The sequence below is a fragment of the Streptomyces luteolifulvus genome (assembly GCF_008806595.1).
GTDB lineage: Bacteria > Actinomycetota > Actinomycetes > Streptomycetales > Streptomycetaceae > Streptomyces > Streptomyces luteolifulvus.
In genome coordinates this window covers 1-17517 of the sequence record NZ_VZRB01000017.1, presented here as the reverse complement: position 1 = coordinate 17517, position 17517 = coordinate 1, and the positions used below count along the sequence as shown (strand labels likewise).

General features: G+C 71.7%; 13 protein-coding genes. 11 read left to right on the top strand and 2 right to left on the bottom strand.

From position 1 onward, the window contains the following. Window positions 1-138 precede the first annotated feature (138 nt). On the top strand, window positions 139-3837 hold the full coding sequence (locus tag F7R91_RS23380; RefSeq protein WP_150951064.1) for a glycosyltransferase family 2 protein: 3699 nt from the start codon (window positions 139-141) through the stop codon (window positions 3835-3837). Beyond that, window positions 3834-5333 carry a DUF5719 family protein gene (locus F7R91_RS23375; protein ID WP_150951063.1) on the top strand — a complete coding sequence of 500 codons (1500 nt, stop codon included), beginning with the start codon at window positions 3834-3836 and terminating at the stop codon, window positions 5331-5333. Before F7R91_RS23380 ends, F7R91_RS23375 begins: the two co-directional genes overlap by 4 nt. Window positions 5334-5417: 84 nt before the next feature. Here F7R91_RS23375 and F7R91_RS23370 read toward each other — a convergent pair whose 3' ends face one another. Further along, the gene (locus F7R91_RS23370; RefSeq protein ID WP_161068362.1) at window positions 5418-5867 is read right to left on the bottom strand and encodes a metallopeptidase family protein; all 450 of its coding nucleotides are present in this window, start codon (window positions 5865-5867) and stop codon (window positions 5418-5420) included. A 296-nt stretch (window positions 5868-6163) separates the two neighbouring features. Here F7R91_RS23370 and F7R91_RS23365 point away from each other — a divergent pair, with 296 nt between their 5' ends. The 8 genes from F7R91_RS23365 to F7R91_RS23330 all read left to right on the top strand — a co-directional run bounded on the left by F7R91_RS23365 (window position 6164) and on the right by F7R91_RS23330 (window position 14606). After that, complete coding sequence (locus tag F7R91_RS23365; RefSeq protein WP_150951061.1) at window positions 6164-6586, top strand: DUF3499 domain-containing protein; 423 nt, start codon at window positions 6164-6166, stop codon at window positions 6584-6586. 128 nt (window positions 6587-6714) lie between these two features. Next, window positions 6715-8079, top strand: a complete 1365-nt coding sequence (locus F7R91_RS23360; protein ID WP_150951060.1) for a phosphomannomutase/phosphoglucomutase — start codon at window positions 6715-6717, stop codon at window positions 8077-8079. A gap of 224 nt (window positions 8080-8303) precedes the next feature. Further along, window positions 8304-8474, top strand: coding sequence for a Trm112 family protein (locus F7R91_RS23355; protein WP_007382472.1), 171 nt, complete (start codon window positions 8304-8306; stop codon window positions 8472-8474). 53 nt (window positions 8475-8527) lie between these two features. Then, the gene (locus F7R91_RS23350) at window positions 8528-9655 is read left to right on the top strand and encodes an SIS domain-containing protein (protein WP_150951059.1); all 1128 of its coding nucleotides are present in this window, start codon (window positions 8528-8530) and stop codon (window positions 9653-9655) included. 76 nt (window positions 9656-9731) lie between these two features. Beyond that, window positions 9732-10883: a mannose-6-phosphate isomerase, class I gene (gene manA, locus F7R91_RS23345; protein WP_150951058.1), complete on the top strand. Its 1152-nt coding sequence runs from the start codon at window positions 9732-9734 to the stop codon at window positions 10881-10883. A 118-nt stretch (window positions 10884-11001) separates the two neighbouring features. Next, window positions 11002-11982, top strand: coding sequence for a cation diffusion facilitator family transporter (locus F7R91_RS23340; RefSeq protein ID WP_150951057.1), 981 nt, complete (start codon window positions 11002-11004; stop codon window positions 11980-11982). Window positions 11983-12393: 411 nt separating this feature from the next. Further along, entirely contained in the window at window positions 12394-13851 is a 1458-nt protein-coding gene (gene ahcY, locus F7R91_RS23335; protein ID WP_150951056.1) for an adenosylhomocysteinase, read from the top strand. A 140-nt stretch (window positions 13852-13991) separates the two neighbouring features. Beyond that, window positions 13992-14606 (top strand): hypothetical protein, encoded by a 615-nt coding sequence (locus tag F7R91_RS23330; RefSeq protein WP_150951055.1) that lies wholly within the window; start codon window positions 13992-13994, stop codon window positions 14604-14606. Window positions 14607-14711: 105 nt separating this feature from the next. Here F7R91_RS23330 and F7R91_RS23325 read toward each other — a convergent pair whose 3' ends face one another. Continuing rightward, entirely contained in the window at window positions 14712-15770 is a 1059-nt protein-coding gene (locus F7R91_RS23325) for an RDD family protein (protein WP_150951054.1), read from the bottom strand. A 130-nt stretch (window positions 15771-15900) separates the two neighbouring features. Between F7R91_RS23325 and F7R91_RS23320 the strand changes: the two genes are divergently transcribed. Continuing rightward, complete coding sequence (locus F7R91_RS23320; protein ID WP_150951053.1) at window positions 15901-16908, top strand: stage II sporulation protein M; 1008 nt, start codon at window positions 15901-15903, stop codon at window positions 16906-16908. Window positions 16909-17517: the final 609 nt, after the last annotated feature.

Genomic DNA, 17517 nt, shown 5'->3' with positions numbered 1-17517 from the left:
CCGTCGCCCATGGGTTATCCACAGGCGGCGGGCCGCCGTCGTGCCCAGCCGATAGTGTGGTCCTCGTCCGAGACTCCCCGCTGCCCCCACGGGGCACAGGCGTCCACCACAGTCCACCGAACCGGGGCCCGTACCTCGATGTCCGTGCACAGCCACACGGCAGCCCGATCCGACGCTGCCACTCCTGAGTTTCCGCGTCATGTGGTGACCGCGGTCCTCGTCGCTCACGACGGCGCCCGCTGGCTCCCCGACGCGCTGGCCGGGCTGCTCGGCCAGGAGCGCCCCGTGCAGTACGCCCTGGCGGCCGACACGGGCAGCGCGGACACCTCCGCCCAGCTGCTGACCGATGCCCTCGGCGCCGACCGGGTGCTGCACCTCGCCCGGCGTACGGGTTTCGGCCAGGCCGTCGAGGAGGCGGGCCGCACCGCGCCCGTCCTCACCCCCGACGAGCTGCCCTATCTGAAGCGGCCGAGCGGCTGGGACCCCGTCACGCGCACATGGCGCGACGAGGCCTACGACATGCCGGAACTGCCGTACGGAGATCCGGTGCAGTGGCTGTGGCTGCTGCACGACGACTGCGCCCCCGAACCCGATGCCCTGGCCGAGCTGCTGCGGGTCGTGGAGAACGAACGGGAGCTCGGCCGCGACGACGTGGCCGTCGTCGGCCCCAAACTCCGCGGCTGGTACGACCGGCGGCAGCTCCTCGAGGTCGGCGTCACCATCGCCGACTCCGGCCGCCGGTGGACCGGACTGGACCGCCGCGAACAGGACCAGGGCCAGCACGACCACGTCCGGTCCGTGCTGTCCGTGTCCACGGCCGGCATGCTGATCCGCCGCGACGTCTTCGAACAGCTCGGCGGATTCGACCGGCGCCTGCCGCTCATGCGCGACGACGTCGACCTGTGCTGGCGCGCCCAGGCCGCCGGCCACCGCGTCCTCGTCGTCCCCGACGCCGTCGTACGCCACGCGGAGGCGGCCTCCCGCGAGCGCCGCGCGGTCGACTGCGTGGGCCGCACCGCCGCCTCCCCGCACAAGGTCGACAAGGCCGGCGCCGTCTACACCCTGCTCGTCAACACGCGTACGGCGGCGCTGCCCTGGGTCCTGCTGCGCCTCGTGCTCGGCACCTTCCTGCGGACCCTCGCCTACCTCGTCGGCAAGGTGCCCGGACAGGCCGTCGACGAGATCCGTGGCCTCCTGGGCACCCTGCTGCGGCCCGAGCGGATCATCGCCGGACGGCGCAGACGCGGACGCCCGGCGGTCGGCAAGGACGAGCTGCGCCCGTTGTTCCCGCCGCCCGGCGCGACCGTGCGCGCCACCGTCGAACAGGCCGCGGGCAACCTCTTCGGCGGCTCCGACCCCGAGGCCTCCGCGGCCGGACGGCACGGCGGGGCGGTCGAGTCCGGCCCCGGCGGGGACGACGCGGACTTCCTGGAGATCGAACAGTTCGCCCGCCTCAAGCGGATCGCGCGCAAGCCCGGCCCGGTGCTCTTCCTGGTGCTGCTGCTCGTCTCCCTCGTCGCCTGCCGCAACCTCCTGGGCGGCGGCGCGCTCGCGGGCGGCGCCCTGCTGCCCGCCCCGGCCGACTCCGGTGCCCTGTGGTCCCGCTACCTCGACGCCTGGCACGCGGTCGGCGCCGGCGGCACCCCGGCCGCGCCCCCGTACCTCGCCGTCGTGGCCATGCTGGCCTCCGCGCTGCTCGGCTCGACCGGGCTCGCCGTAACGGTCCTGCTGGTCGCCTCGGTCCCGCTGGCCGGCTTCACCGCGTACTTCGCCGCCCGCCCGCTCGTCGAGTCGCGCCTGCTGCGCGCGTGGGCGGCCGTCGTCTACGCCTTCCTGCCCGCCGCCACCGGCGCCCTCGCCGGGGGCCGCATCGGCACCGCCATACTCGCCGTCCTGCTGCCGCTCCTCGCGCGCGCGGGCGTCGCGGCAAGCGGCCTGGCGAACGCCTCGGACGCGCGCGGCAGTTGGCGCGCCACCTGGGCATACGCCCTCCTGCTGACGATCACCACCGCGTTCACCCCCATCGTGTGGCCGATCGCGCTGGTCCTCGGCATCGCCGTGCTGGCCGTGCGCCGCGGCGAGATCCTCGCCTACGGCCTGCGCTTCCTGGCCCAGCTCGGCACGCCCCTGCTGGTCCTCGCCCCCTGGTCGCTGACACTGCTGCCGTTCGGCTTCTTCCGGCAGGCCGGCCTTGAGTACGGCGCCTCGTCCGCCTCCGCGCTCGACCTGCTCGGCGCCAGCCCGGGCGGCCCCGGCACGGTCAGCGGGCTGATGCTCATCGGCGTGGTGCTGGCCGCGCTGGCCGCCCTGCTGCGCACCGAACGGCAGTCCGGCATCCGGACGGCGTGGGCGGCGGCCCTGGTGGGCCTCGTCTTCGCGGCCCTGTCCAACGGCTCGACCTGGGCCGGCCCCGCCACCCTCGTCTACGGCCTCGCCCTCCTGGCCGCCGCCGTCCTCGGCGCCGACGGGGCACGCGCGCGCGTGGCCGAGCAGAGCTTCGGCTGGCGCCAGCCGGTGGCCGCGCTGATCGCCTTCGCCTCGGCCGCGGGGCCGCTGCTCGTCGCCGCCGGCTGGATGATCGGCGGCGCCGACGGCCCGCTGGAGCGGCGCGACCCTGTGCAGGTGCCCGCGTTCGTCGCCGAGGAGAGCAACACCCGCGACCAGGCCCGCACCCTCGTCCTCGACAGCGACTCCGCCGCCCATGTCGGCTACATGCTCGTGCGCGGTTCCGGCGCCCGCCTGGGCGACGCCGAACTCTCCACGGCCGTCGGCGAGAACAGCAGACTCGACAAGGTCGTCGCCAACCTCGTCGCCGGCTCCGGCGCCGACCAGGCCGACCAGCTCGGCGGCTTCGCGGTGCGCTACGTCCTCGTCCACCAGGGCGCGCCCCGCGAGGTCACCCGCGTACTGGACGCCACACCCGGCCTGAGCCGGCTCAGCCAGCAGGACGGCAGCGGGCTGTGGCGCGTCGACCAGGAGGTCTCCCGCGCGGCCGTCGTCACCCCCTCCGGCACCGCCGACCCGCGGCCCGTCGCCGCCGGCCCCGTCGACATCCACACCACGCTCCCGGCCGGCACCGCGGGCCGCGTCCTGCGCCTCGCCGACACCGCCGACGAGGGCTGGACCGCCACCCTGGACGGCAGGCCGCTCACCCCCACCGAGGTCGACGGCTGGGCCCAGGGCTTCCAGCTCCCCGCCTCCGGCGGAAAGCTGGACGTCACCTACGACGCCCCGATGGCCCACACCGGCTGGCTGTGGACCCAGGTCTCCCTGGCCGTCGTCCTGGTCGTGCTCGCCCTGCCCGGCCGGCGCCGGGACGTCGACGACGACCTCCCCGAGGAGCCGGCCGTGCCCGCCGAGGCCGCCGTGGGCGAGGGCCGCCGGGCCCGCCGTCTGCGCGCCCAGGCGGAGGCAGCCGAGGAGGCCGCCCAGGACCAGGAGTTGCCGTCGTCTCCGCAGGAGGAGGCCCCCGTGGTGGCCGTTCCGCAGCAGCAGTCCTACAGCGAGTGGGAGACACCGAGGTACGCCGGCGCGGACCACGGCACGTACGGCGGCGAGCAGTACCCGGGTGCCCAGCAGTACGAGACGGGCGCGTACAACCAGCAGTCGTACCAGGCGGACCAGTACCAGGCGGACCAGTACCAGGGCGGCCAGTACGACCCGTACGCCTACGGCGGACCGTCGGGGACCGCGCCGTACGAGCAGACGTACCAGCAGGGCTACGAGGGCTACGAGGGCTACGAGGGATACGACGGCTACGACGCGACATACGACCCGGCGCAGCCGCAGCACCCGAACGGCACGGGCAGTGAGCGCCCCGACGGGAGTCAGCAGTGAACCGCACCACCCTGTCCCTGATCGCCGGCGCGACCGCGCTCGCCGCCATCACCGGCTTCGCCGCGCTCACCGCACCGGACGCCTCCGGCACGGACACCGCCGAGGCGGCCGCCGAACTGCCGGTGGAGCGCACGGGCCTGCTGTGCCCGGCGCCCGGCACCTCCGACCTCGCCGAGACGTCGTACACGTCCTTCACGCCTGTCACGAAGGGCGCGCAGACCAGCGGCAAGGCCGAACTCCGGGCGGCGGCACAGGAGTCGGCCGACGGTGAGAGCGGGAAGAAGACCGACTCCAAGAAGGCCGACAAGCCCGTCCTGGAGCCCAAGGAGCCCGGCAAGCCCGTCACCGGGGAGGCCTCCGGCAGTGACGCGCCCGCGCTTCTCGGCACCGCCGAGGGGAAGTTCGCGCCCGGCTGGACCGTGCAGCAGACCACCGAGGTCGCCGCGGGCACCGGACGGGGCCTGCAGGGCGTCAACTGCACCGCAGCGGACACGGAGTTCTGGTTTCCGGGCGCCAGCACGGACGCGGACCGTACCGACTATGTGTACCTGACCAACCCGGACGACTCCGGCGCGGTCGTCGACCTTGAGCTCTACGGCCCGGGCGGAGCCGTCAAGTCCGAGGTGGCGGAGGGCATCACGGTCCCGCCCCACTTCAGCGAGGCGGTCCTGCTGTCCACGCTCACCACCGAGAAGCAGACGAACCTCACCGTGCATGTGAACGTCCGCAGCGGACGCGTCGGCGCCGCCGTCCAGGCCCTGGACGAAAAGCTGGGCGGCGACTGGCTCGCCGCGTCCGCGGAGCCGGGCGGCAGCCTCGTCCTGCCCGGCATCCCGAAGGACGCCACGGCCGTCCGTCTGGTCGCCTTCACCCCCGGTGACGCCGACGCCGACCTGAAGGTGCGGCTCGCCTCACCGACCGGCCGGATCACACCCGCCGGCAGCGAGACGCTGCATGTGAAGGCGGGCATGACAACGGCCGTCGACCTGGGCGACATCACCCGCGGAGAGGCGGGCTCGCTGGTCCTGACGCCGACGAACCGGTCCGTACCGGTGGTCGCCGCCCTGCGGGTCCTGCGGGGCAAGGGCGACCAGCAGGAGACGGCGTTCATCCCGGCCACGGACCCGGTCGGCAAGCGCGCCACCGCCGCCGGCAACAGCGCCAAGGGAACCACCCTGTCCCTCACGGCCCCCGGCAGCACCGCCAAAGTCAAGGTCACCGCGTCGGCGGGCAGCGAAGGCGGTACGGCCGTCTCGAAGACGTACACGATCAAGGCGGGCACGACCCAGGACGTTCAGGCCCCGGTCCCGAGCGGTCTGAAGGGCACCTACGCGCTGACCGTCGAGCCGCTGTCGGGCGGCCCGGTCCATGCGGCCCGGACGCTGGCGGCGACCCAGGGGGGCATATCCGGCTTCACGGTCCAGATCCTGCCGGACGACCGGGGGACGGTGGCGGTACCGGAGGCCGACCAGGATCTGTCGGTGCTGCAGAAGTAGCGGACGGGACGCCGGGGGGAGAAGTCCAGGGGAGAGAGCTAAAGGGGAGGGAGGTCCGGGGCGGGAGGTCCGGGGGAGGGAGCCTCAGTCCTCCCCGTACCGGGGGTCCACCGTCTCCGGGGTCAGTCCCAGCAGCTCGGCCACCTGCTCGACGACGACCTCGTGCACCAGGGCCGCCCGTTCGTCCCGTCCCTTCGTACGGATCTCTACCGGCCGCCGGTAGACGACAACCCGCGCGGGACGCCCCTCCCGTGCGGGAATCGTGCCGCCCAGCGGAACACCCTCGTCGCTCCAGGAGTGCCCGGGCCCGTCCAGCCGCGGCACCTCGAGGACCAGGAAGTCGATGTCGGCGAGCTGCGGCCACCGCCGCTCCAGACGTTCCACGGAGTCCTGCACCAGGTCCGCGAACGCCTCGGCGCGGCTCGACGCGAGCGGTACCTGGGGCGGTGCGATCGGGCCACGCATGCCCCGCCCATGGCGATCACGGCGGCGGGGCCCGCGGCCGGGGGCACGGGGCGGTACGGGGTTGTCCATCACTGGTGAAGCGTAATCCTCGACGGTGCCGGACGCCCGGCCCCCACGCTGCCGCGCGGACGAGGTCCGGCCACCGCGCACGGCATGTCGTCGGTTGACCATTCCAGCCAAGGTTGGGCTCGATTCCGTATCTCTGCGAGTCCGTCGACCTCAAGGCAATTGGCATGGTTTGTTCCAAGTGATGACCGGATCCGGAACCGCCCCTCCCTTGGGACACTTGCGTCCGTGCAGGTCAGCGAGGTGCGCCGAGACGGGTGCGTGAGGCGCTGCACAGCACGACACGGTGGAGTGACCTGGTGGAGAGTCGTCGCGGCCCGCTCAAGAGTGCGGTACCGTCCAACGTCGTGAGCCCTGTACGTCGCTGTTCGCGCACCGCTTGCGGCCGACCCGCCGTCGCGACGCTGACGTACGTCTACGCCGACTCGACCGCTGTCCTCGGCCCGCTCGCCACCTACGCCGAACCCCACTGCTACGACCTCTGCGCCGAGCACTCCGAGCGCCTCACCGCACCGCGCGGCTGGGAGGTCGTCCGGCTCCTCGACGGCTCGGCTCCGGCCCGGCCCAGCGGTGACGACCTGGAGGCACTCGCCAACGCCGTCCGCGAGGCGGCCCGCCCGCACGAGCGAGCGGCCGGCGCGGGCGGCGGCGCACGGACGGCCGACCCGATGGAGGTCGCACGCCGCGGCCATCTGCGGGTCCTTCGCTCCCCGGACAACTGAGCCGGATCGTTCCCCCTCCTCTCGTTCCCTTCGTGCTCCCCCTCCTCCCGTTCTCCTTGTGCTCCCCCTCCTGACGGCCCGGACGGGTAGTTTTGGGATGACGCATAGGACTTTCAGGAGGGTTGGCCGTGACTGCTGATCTGTCGCAGATCGTGAAGGCGTACGACGTACGCGGGGTGGTCCCGGACCAGTGGGACGAGTCACTGGCCGTACTCTTCGGGGCGGCGTTCGCCCGGGTGACCGGAGCACGCGCCATCGTGACCGGCCATGACATGCGGCCCTCGTCCCCCGGGCTGTCGCGTGCCTTCGCGCGCGGGGCGGCCGCCCAGGGCGTCGACGTGACCGAGATCGGCCTGTGCTCCACCGACCAGCTGTACTACGCCTCGGGCGCGCTCGACCTGCCCGGAGCCATGTTCACGGCCTCGCACAACCCGGCCCAGTACAACGGCATCAAGATGTGCCGGGCGGGCGCGGCCCCGGTCGGCCAGGACACCGGCCTCGCGGAGATCCGTGAACTCGTCCAGTCCTGGGTGGACTCGGGCGGCCCGGCACCGGCCGACACGGAGGGCACGATCGCCCAGCGGGACACGTTGGAGGACTACGCGGCCCACCTCCGCTCCCTCGTCGACCTGGCCTCCATCCGCCCCCTGAAGGTCGTCGTTGACGCCGGCAACGGCATGGGCGGCCACACCGTCCCCACGGTCTTCGCCGGTCTGCCGCTGACCCTGGTCCCGATGTACTTCGAGCTCGACGGCACCTTCCCGAACCACGAGGCCAACCCCCTCGACCCGGCGAACATCGTGGACCTCCAGAAGCGGGTCCGCGAGGAGGGCGCCGACCTCGGCATCGCCTTCGACGGCGACGCCGACCGCTGCTTCGTGGTCGACGAGCACGGCGATCCGGTCTCCCCGTCCGCCATCACGGCCCTGGTCGCCTCGCGCGAGCTCGCCAAGCACGGCGGCAAGGGCGTGATCATCCACAACCTGATCACGTCGTGGTCCGTGCCGGAGGTGGTCAAGGAGAACGGCGGCACGCCGGTACGCACGCGCGTGGGCCATTCCTTCATCAAGGCCGAGATGGCCAGGTCCGGCGCGATCTTCGGCGGCGAACACTCCGCCCACTACTACTTCAAGGACTTCTGGAACGCCGACACGGGCATGCTGGCCGCCCTGCACGTCCTCGCGGCCCTCGGCGGCCAGGAGGGTCCCCTGTCGGCCCTCGTCGCCCAGTACGACCGCTACGCCGGCTCCGGCGAGATCAACTCCACGGTCGACGACCAGACCGGCCGCCTCGCGGCGATCAAGGCGGCGTACGAGGGCCGCGAAGGCATCGAGCTGGACGAGCTGGACGGCCTCACGATCGCCGCCGCCGACTGGTGGTTCAACGTCCGCCCCTCCAACACGGAACCGCTGCTGCGCCTCAACGCGGAGGCGAAGGACGAGACCACGATGGCGAAGGTACGCGACGAGGCACTGGCGATCATCAGGGGCTGAAGCCGCGTCACCGCGGGCAGTCGTGCCGCAGGGGCGGCACGGGTGGGCGCGGCGGCACCCCTGCAGCACGGGGTCGCGCGGCCCACCCGCCCGCGCCGGCCTGCGCTCGCCCCACGAACGCCGGCCCAGTGCAACTCCCGCACGCAACCCCCCACGGCGGTACCCTGACCAGGCACATCCGCACACGTAGCGCACACGCACACCCCCGCCCGAAGGGAACCCCCATGCCGCTCGAAGCCGGTCTCCTGGAGATCCTCGCCTGCCCGGCCTGCCACGCCCCCCTCAAGGAGCAGGACACCGAGCTGATCTGCACCGGCCAGGACTGCGGCCTGGCATACCCCGTCCGCGACGGCATCCCTGTCCTGCTCGTCGACGAGGCCCGCCGCCCCGCCTGACCCCCCCCGGCGACCCGCGTAACCGACGACCCGGCGATCGGAGACTGCCGCCCATGCTCGACGAATCGCTGCTCGACTCCCCCGAGGCACTCTCGGCGGCCGACCGCCGCGGACTGCTGCGCGGCGCCGCCGAGGCCGGAGCCCGTGTCCGTACGGCCGCCCGGCACGCCGTCGAGGCCGGCGTCCACGACCTCAAGCCCGACGGCCGCCCCCGCGCGGTCCTCATCGCGGGCCCCGGCGCGGCCGCCACGCACGCCGCCGACTTCCTCGGCACGCTCGCCGGCGCCGGCAGCCCCGTGACCCGCCTCGCCCCGAGCGGCGTCGCCCCCGCCGCGGGCGCCCTGCGCTGGGAACTGCCCGGCTGGACCGGCTCGGTGGACCTGCTCCTGATCGCCACCCCCGACGGCACCGAGCCGGGCCTGTCCCTGCTCGCCGACGCGGCGTACCGCCGCGGCTGCACGGTCGTGGCCGTGGCCCCCGCCCGCACTCCGGTCGCCGAAGCGGTGGCAGGCGCCCACGGCCTCTTCGTACCGCTGGCGACGGCCCCGTACGACCAGGACGAACCCCTCGCGGCCTCGGCCCCCGGGGTCCTGTGGGCCCTGCTCACCCCGTTGCTGACCCTGCTCGACCGCACCGGCCTGCTCACCGCCCCGCCGGACGCCCTGGAGAAGGTCGCCGACCGGCTCGACCAGATCGCCGAACGCTGCGGTCCCGCCATCGCGACCTACAGCAACGCCGCCAAGACACTGGCCGCCGAACTCGCCGACGCGCTCCCGGTGATCTGGACGGAAGGCGTCTCGGCCGGCCCCGCCGGGCGCCGCTTCGCCGCCGCCCTCGCCGAACTCGGCGGCCGCCCCGCCCTCGTCGCCGAACTGCCCGAGGCGCTCGCCGCACACCATGCCCTGCTCGCGGGCCCGCTCGCCGCCAGCGCCGACCCCGACGACTTCTTCCGCGACCGTGTCGAGGAGCCGCCCGCCCTCCACGCACGCGTGGTGCTGCTGCGTGACCGCCCGATCGGCGGCCTCACCGCCGCTCCCGCCGCCCGTGACCTGGCTCTCAGCCACGACACGCCGATCAGCGAGCTGGAGCCCGAGGCAGGCGGCGAACTGGAGACCCTCGCGGAACTGATCGCCATCACGGATTTCGCCGCCGTTTACCTGGCGCTCGCTTCGGGCGCCTGATCTTGCCCAGGACGCTCTGAGCGACGTACGCACAGAGCCCCAAAGACACGCGCAGAGAACCGGCAGAGAGAACCCCATGGACCGCCTCGACAACACCGTCCGCCCCTACGCCTGGGGATCGACCACCGCGATCCCGAAACTGCTCGGGGCCGAGCCGACCGGCGAACCGCAGGCGGAGATGTGGATGGGGGCCCACCCCGGCGCGCCCTCGCGCACCGACCGCGGAACGCTCGTCGACGTCATCGATGCGGCCCCGGAGAAGGAACTGGGCGCCGAGTCCGTCGCCAAGTTCGGACCCCGCCTGCCCTTCCTGTTCAAGATCCTCGCCGCCGGCGCCCCGCTCTCCCTCCAGGTGCACCCCAATCCGGAGCAGGCGAAGGAGGGTTACGAGGACGAGGAGCGCCGCCGCATTCCCGTGGACGCCCCGCACCGCAACTACAAGGACGCCAATCACAAGCCCGAACTCATCTGCGCGCTCACCGAGTTCGACGGCCTCTGCGGCTTCCGTGATCCCGTGCAGGCCGCCGACGTGCTGGCCGGACTCGGCGTCGACTCCCTCAAGCCGTACGTCGACCTCCTGCACGCCCACCCCGAGGAAGCCGCCCTGCGCGAGGTACTGACGGCGGTCCTCAGCGCCGACCCCGAGGAGATGGCCCACACGGTCGCCGAGGCCACGGCCGCCTGCTCCCGCCTCGGCGGCGACTACGCGCCCTACGCCGACATCGCCCACCACTTCCCGGGCGACCCCGGCGTCATCGCCGCCATGCTCCTCAACCACGTCCGGCTCCAGCCCGGCGAGGCCCTGTTCCTCGGCGCCGGCATCCCGCACGCCTACCTCAGCGGCCTCGGCGTCGAGATCATGGCCAACTCCGACAACGTCCTGCGCTGCGGCCTGACCCCCAAGCACGTCGACGTCCCCGAACTCCTGCGCATCGTCCGCTTCGAGGCAGCCGACCCCGGCGTCCTGCGCCCGGAGGCGTCCCCCGACGGCGAGGAGGTCTACGAGACCCCGATCGACGAGTTCCGGCTCTCCCGCTACGTCCTTCCGGAAGGCGGCGCCACCCACGACCTCACCCGCCCGACCCCGCAGATCCTCCTCTGCACGGCGGGCTCGGTACGGGCCGGCGACCACGCCCTCACCCCCGGCCGTTCCGTCTTCGTACCGGCGGGCGAAAAGGCCGAAGTGTCCGGATCCGGCACGGTCTTCCGGGCCACCGTGGTCGCGTGACGGCCGGGGTTGTGGTGACCTGAGGCGCCGTTGCCGGAGGGGGCTGCAACAATGGCCCACCGGCAAAGGACAGGCAAAGGCCTGGACGGCGTACGCACCGAAAGGACAACGCGAACACATGAGCGCGTCAGGCGGTACCAGGGCGATCGTTGCGGCACTCGGCGCCAACCTCGCGATCGCGGCTTCGAAGTTCGTGGCGTTCGCGTTCAGCGGTTCCTCGTCGATGCTCGCCGAGGGCGTGCACTCGCTCGCCGACTCCGGCAACCAGGCCCTGCTGCTGCTCGGCGGCAAGAAGGCCGAGCGCGAGGCCACCCCGCAGCACCCCTTCGGCTACGGCCGCGAGCGCTACATCTACGCCTTCCTCGTCTCCATCGTCCTCTTCTCCGTCGGCGGCATGTTCGCCATCTACGAGGGCTACGAGAAGATCAAGCACCCGCACGAAATCGACCACTGGTACTGGCCCGTGGGCGTCCTGGTCTTCGCGATCATCGCGGAGTCCTTCTCCTTCCGCACCGCCATCAAGGAATCCAACCCCGTGCGCGGCGACCTCTCCTGGAAGGAGTTCGTCCGCCGCGCCAAGGCACCCGAACTCCCGGTCGTCCTGCTGGAGGACCTCGGCGCCCTGGTCGGCCTGATCCTCGCCCTCGGCGGCGTCGGCCTGGCCCTGCTCACCGGCGACGGAGTCTGGGACGGCATCGGCACGGTCTGCATCGGTGTCCTGCTCGTCCTGATCGCCCTCGTCCTGGCCGCCGAGACCAAGTCGCTTCTGCTCGGCGAGTCGGCGGGCACCGATGACGTCAAGAAGATCGAGGCCGCCGCCGTCGACGGCGAGGCCGTCACCGGCATCATCCACATGCGCACGCTCCACCTCGGCCCCGAGGAGCTCCTGGTCGCCGCCAAGATCTCCGTCCGGCACGACAGCACGGCCGCCGAGGTGGCCACCGCCATCGACGCCGCCGAGGCCCGCATCCGCGAGGCCGTCCCGATCGCCCGCGTGATCTACCTCGAACCGGACATCTACAGCGAGGCCGAGGCGGCCAAGGGCCCCGACCGGGAGGCCACGCCCGGTGGACCGGCTCCGCACGCAGCCGGACACTGACACCCTCTTTCCGTCCGTCCACGGGGCCCGTCGAGCAGGCTACGGGCCCCTTCTTCCGTCGTCAGACCCGCGTGATCGGGCCGAACGCCCCGAAACCGCGCCCCGTCCGCGGTCGCCCGGGTCACCACCCGACCCCGGTCCGGACGCCCACCCCGCCAGGAAACGGCCTGATGTGTTCGAAGGCGGGCTGGGGACCGCCGGGCCCAGCGGTGTAGCTTGGAACCGAGCCAGACGTCGCTGCTGATGGCGGTCGGGCGGTCCCCGTGCGGACCGACCGAGGGAGAGAGGGCCTCCGACGGACTGCGCTGCGCGCACGCGGGCATGCCTGTGTCCTCTTCGGGCACCCCTGTGGCCGCCGCCGCGCAGACCAGCCGTACCCAACCTCGCCCCAACCCCAAGGAGCAGCTCGCAATGACGACTGTCGACAACCGACAGGACTTCAAGGTCGCCGACCTCTCCCTGGCCGAGTTCGGCCGCAAGGAGATCACCCTCGCCGAGCACGAGATGCCGGGCCTCATGGCCATCCGCAAGGAGTACGCCGAGGCCCAGCCCCTCGCCGGCGCCCGAGTCACCGGCTCGCTGCACATGACCGTGCAGACCGCCGTGCTCATCGAGACCCTGGTCGCCCTGGGCGCGCAGGTCCGCTGGGCCTCCTGCAACATCTTCTCCACCCAGGACCACGCGGCCGCCGCCATCGCCGTCGGCCCGGACGGCACGCCCGACAACCCGCAGGGCATCCCGGTCTTCGCCTGGAAGGGCGAGACCCTGGAGGAGTACTGGTGGTGCACCGAGCAGGCGCTGACCTGGCCGAACACCCCCACCGGCGGCCCGAACATGATCCTGGACGACGGCGGTGACGCCACCCTCCTCGTCCACAAGGGCGTCGAGTACGAGAAGGACGGCAAGGTCCCCTCCGTCGACACCGCCGAGTCCGACGAACACCGCGTCATCCTCGAACTCCTGCACCGCACCATCACGGACGGCTCGCAGAAGTGGACCCAGCTCGCCTCGGAGATCCGCGGCGTGACCGAGGAGACCACCACCGGCGTCCACCGCCTCTACGAGATGCAGCGGGACGGCAACCTCCTGTTCCCGGCGATCAACGTCAACGACGCCGTCACCAAGTCGAAGTTCGACAACAAGTACGGCTGCCGCCACTCGCTGGTCGACGGCATCAACCGGGCCACCGACGTCCTGATCGGCGGCAAGACCGCGGTCGTGTGCGGCTACGGCGACGTGGGCAAGGGCTGCGCGGAGTCCCTGCGCGGACAGGGCGCCCGCGTGATCGTCACCGAGATCGACCCGATCTGCGCGCTGCAGGCCGCGATGGACGGCTACCAGGTCACCACGCTCGACGAGGTGATCGACAAGGCCGACATCTTCGTCACCACGACCGGCAACAAGGACATCATCATGGCCTCGGACATGGCCAAGATGAAGCACCAGGCGATCGTGGGCAACATCGGCCACTTCGACAACGAGATCGACATGGCCGGCCTCGCCAAGGTCCCCGGCATCGTGAAGGACGAGGTCAAGCCGCAGGTCCACACCTGGACGTTCCCCGACGGCAAGGTGATCATCGTGCTGTCCGAGGGCCGTCTGCTGAACCTGGGCAACGCCACCGGTCACCCCTCGTTCGTGATGTCCAACTCGTTCGCGGACCAGACGCTGGCCCAGATCGAGCTGTTCACCAAGCAGTCCGAGTACCCGATCGGCGTCTACACGCTGCCCAAGCACCTGGACGAGAAGGTCGCCCGCCTCCACCTCGACTCGCTCGGCGTGAAGCTGACCACCCTGCGCCCCGAGCAGGCGTCGTACATCGGCGTCGAGGTCGAGGGCCCGTACAAGCCGGACCACTACCGCTACTGAGTCCGCAACTCCTCCCGCTGTGAGCGCGTCCGTGCACTGACGCGCTCCTCAGCGGCAGGTCCTCCGAGGCAGGCCCCCGCACCCCCGTGCCGGGGGCCTGCCCCTTTGGCCGGACCAGCCCGTCAAGACCCAGGACCCCCATGCCCCGCGGCCGTTATTCGCTCCACGATCCGCACGATCACACCCCCTTCGCAGAAGAGCACTTCCACTGCGCCCCCGGCCCCTCCGGCTGGCGCTATGTCTCCCAACGGACCACCCCCACGGGCGACCACATCGGCTCGGTCGACCTCGCCCTCGACGAACTCGGCCGCCCCATCCGCCTCGAACTCCATGCCGCGAACTGGCAGGTGCGCGGCGCGGCCCTTGACGGCGTCACCTGGGTCCGCACCGACCCCACCGGGGCTCATGCCACAGAAGGCAACGTGCGCGCCCACGCCTTCACCGGCACATCCCCCGCGTTCCTCATCGCCATCACCCGTCTCCTGCGCCTCACTCCTTCCACCTCGGCAACCCGCGTGCGCCTCGTCGCCTTCACGGACCCGGTCCTCGCCCCCCGCACCGTGGACCAGTCCTGGGCCTTGCTGAAAAGAGAAACACACGCCACTGACAACGGCCCTCTGACCGTGGACGAATACCAGGTCACAGCCCTGGACACGGGCGAGCAGCATGCCGTGCACATCGCCGGCGACGTGGTGCTCGCGGCGCCGGGCGTCGAGCTTGAGGACCTTGAGTCGCCGCCGTCCGTGTTCGGCTGAGCGGCAGGCAGGCAGGCAGGCAGGCAGGCAGGGGACAGCGGGCAGGGGGCAACCGGCAGCCGGCAACTGGCCGCTGGGGGGCCGGGCCGAGGCCCGGGGCTTTCGCTACGCCGGAGGTGCGAAGCCGGTGGCGGGGCGCTCGTCCGAAGACGCCGGCTGTGGTGCGGGCTGCGAGGGTCGGTGAGTCGGGGTCTCGGGCCGTTCGTCGGGGCGCGTCGCTCCCGCGTAGGGGAAGGACGCCGAGGGAGAGGGAGCCGCAGCCGCGGGTGGCGTTGCCGGCACCGGCGATGCTGCCGACGCTGTCGGGGGGCCGTAGTTGAGAGGCGCTGCAGCCGGTTGCCCGTACGGGCCGGGTGCGCCCACCAGCTGCCCGGCGCCGCCGACCGCCGCCCCGCCCGCTGCGCCTGCCGCGCCATGCTTGGCGAAGGCCCGTCGCGCCTCGCGGGCCTGCCGTTCCTGCACCACCGCCGCCAGGTAAGCCGCCGGCGGAACGCCCTGCGGTGCCGGCGTCCCCGTACGCAACGCGATGTCCTCTGCGAGCCGCTCGGCCATGGCCCAGCCGACCTGGGGATCCAACTGCTGCATCCGCGTCAGATACTGGCGGACGGCCAGCCACAGCCCATCGGGAACGGCAGACAGGTCAAGCCCCGAGAAACGCCCCGCCAACCAGGGCGGAGGCGGCGGTACGAATCCCGTCCGCGCGGCGGGGACACGCTCCCGGACGACCAGAGTCCCGGCGAACACATCGCCGATCCGACGCCCGCGCGTCGACACGAGCGAAGCGATGACGGCGACGACCCCGAACGTCATCAGGATCTCGATCATGCCGATCGCGCCCCGCACGAGCGCATGCCGGAACCGGATCGGCCCGCCGTCGTCCCGGACCACACGCAGTCCGCAGGCCAGCTTCCCGAGCGAACGCCCATGGCTGAGCGTCTCCACCGCGATCGGCCCGCCCACCAGCACCAGCAGGAACGCCGCGATGGACAGCGCGATCTGCGCGGCCTCGTCCAGCGAGGCCGTCGAGGCGGCCAGGACGAGACTCACCGCGATGTAGGCGGCCACGGCCGCGGCCAGGTCGATCAACACGGCCAGTGTCCTACTGGGCAGCCTCGCCGGGCGCAGCTCAAGCGCCACCGCCTCACCGGTCACCAGCTCACTCACGCCCGCCGTCCTTCCCCTGACCTGCCTTGAGAACGCCCAGTCTGCCAAGCTGTGGGCGCATCGCGCCGCAGTACGACAAGCTGAAACCCACGACGAGCCGCCGACGAACAGCCTAGGAGCAGGCAGACCGATGGACCTCGACGTCTTCGTCACCGCCCACCGAGCGGAATGGGACCGCCTGGAAGCCCTGCTCCAGCGCCAGCGCCACCTCACCGGTGCGGAGGTCGACGAACTCGTCGCCCTCTATCAACGAACGGCCACCCACCTCTCACTGATCCAGTCGAGCGCCCCCGATCCCCAGCTGACCGGTCGCCTCAGCCAACTCGTGGCACGCGCGCGTAGCGCCGTGACAGGCATCCGCCGCGCTTCCTGGCGCGATGTCACACGCTTCCTGACCTACGGCTTCCCCGCCGCGGTCTACAGGTCGCGCCACTGGTGGGTACCCACCGCCCTGGTGTCCACGGCCGTCGCCGTACTTCTGGGATGGTGGATCGGTACCCACCCTGACGTACAGGCTTCCACCGCGGCCCCCAGCGAACTGCGCGAGCTCACCCGCCCGGGCGGCCAGTACGAGACGTACTACTCAAGCCACCCCGCGGCCTCCTTCGCCGCCCAGGTGTGGACGAACAACGCCCAGGCCGCCGCCCTGTGCCTGGTGCTGGGAGTGTTCCTCGGACTGCCCGTTCTGTGGATCCTCTTCCAGAACATGCTCAACCTGGGCGTGGGCTTCGGGCTGATGTCCTCGGCCGGCCGGCTCGACACCTTCCTCGGCCTGATCCTCCCGCACGGGCTGCTCGAACTGACCGCAGTCTTCGTCGCCGCCGGAACAGGGCTGCGGCTGGGCTGGACCCTGATCGACCCCGGCCCGCGGACACGACGATCGGCCCTCGCCGAGGAGGGCCGGGCAGCCGTGGGCATGGCGATAGGTCTCGCGCTCGTCCTCTTTGTCTCCGGCGCCATCGAAGGCTTCGTGACCCCGTCGGGGCTGCCCACATGGGCCCGCATCGGCATCGGAATCGTGGCTGAACTGGCCTTCCTCGCGTACGTCTATGTACTCGGCGGTCGTGCGGCCCGCGCCGGAGAGACCGGCGACGTCGAAGCGGCCGAACGCAGCGCCACCGTGCCGACGGCCGCCTGATGTGCGGATAGCGCGGCTGAGCTGCTAGTCTCTCCTTCGCCCCAAGAGAGCCGTTGACACGGAAGGACTGGGGAGGTAGATTCGAACAGTTGCCTGGAACCGGGTGCTACCCCGGAACGGCAACCGAGAGTGTCTGTCTGCTTCCAGAAACTTTGATTTCAAAGAAGCCTCTTCCCCGATGAATCGGAAACGGTGGCCGGTCAGTCCGGCTCAAAATTTCTGATAAAGTCGGATCCGCCGGAAAGGGAAACGCGGAAGCGTAAACCTGGAAAGCACCGAGGAAATCGGATCGGAAAGATCTGATAGAGTCGGAAACGTAAGACCGAAGGGAAGCGCCCGGAGGAAAGCCCGAGAGATGGTCTCGGGTGAGTACGAAGGAAGCGTCCGTTCCTTGAGAACTCAACAGCGTGCCAAAAATCAACGCCAGATATGTTGATACCCCGTCTCCGGCCGTCACGGCCGGGGCGAGGTTCCTTTGAAATAAAACACAGCGAGGACGCTGTGAACGGCCGGGCTTATTCCGCCTGGCTGTTCCGCTCTCGTGGTGTCGTCCCGATTACGGGAAAACATTCACGGAGAGTTTGATCCTGGCTCAGGACGAACGCTGGC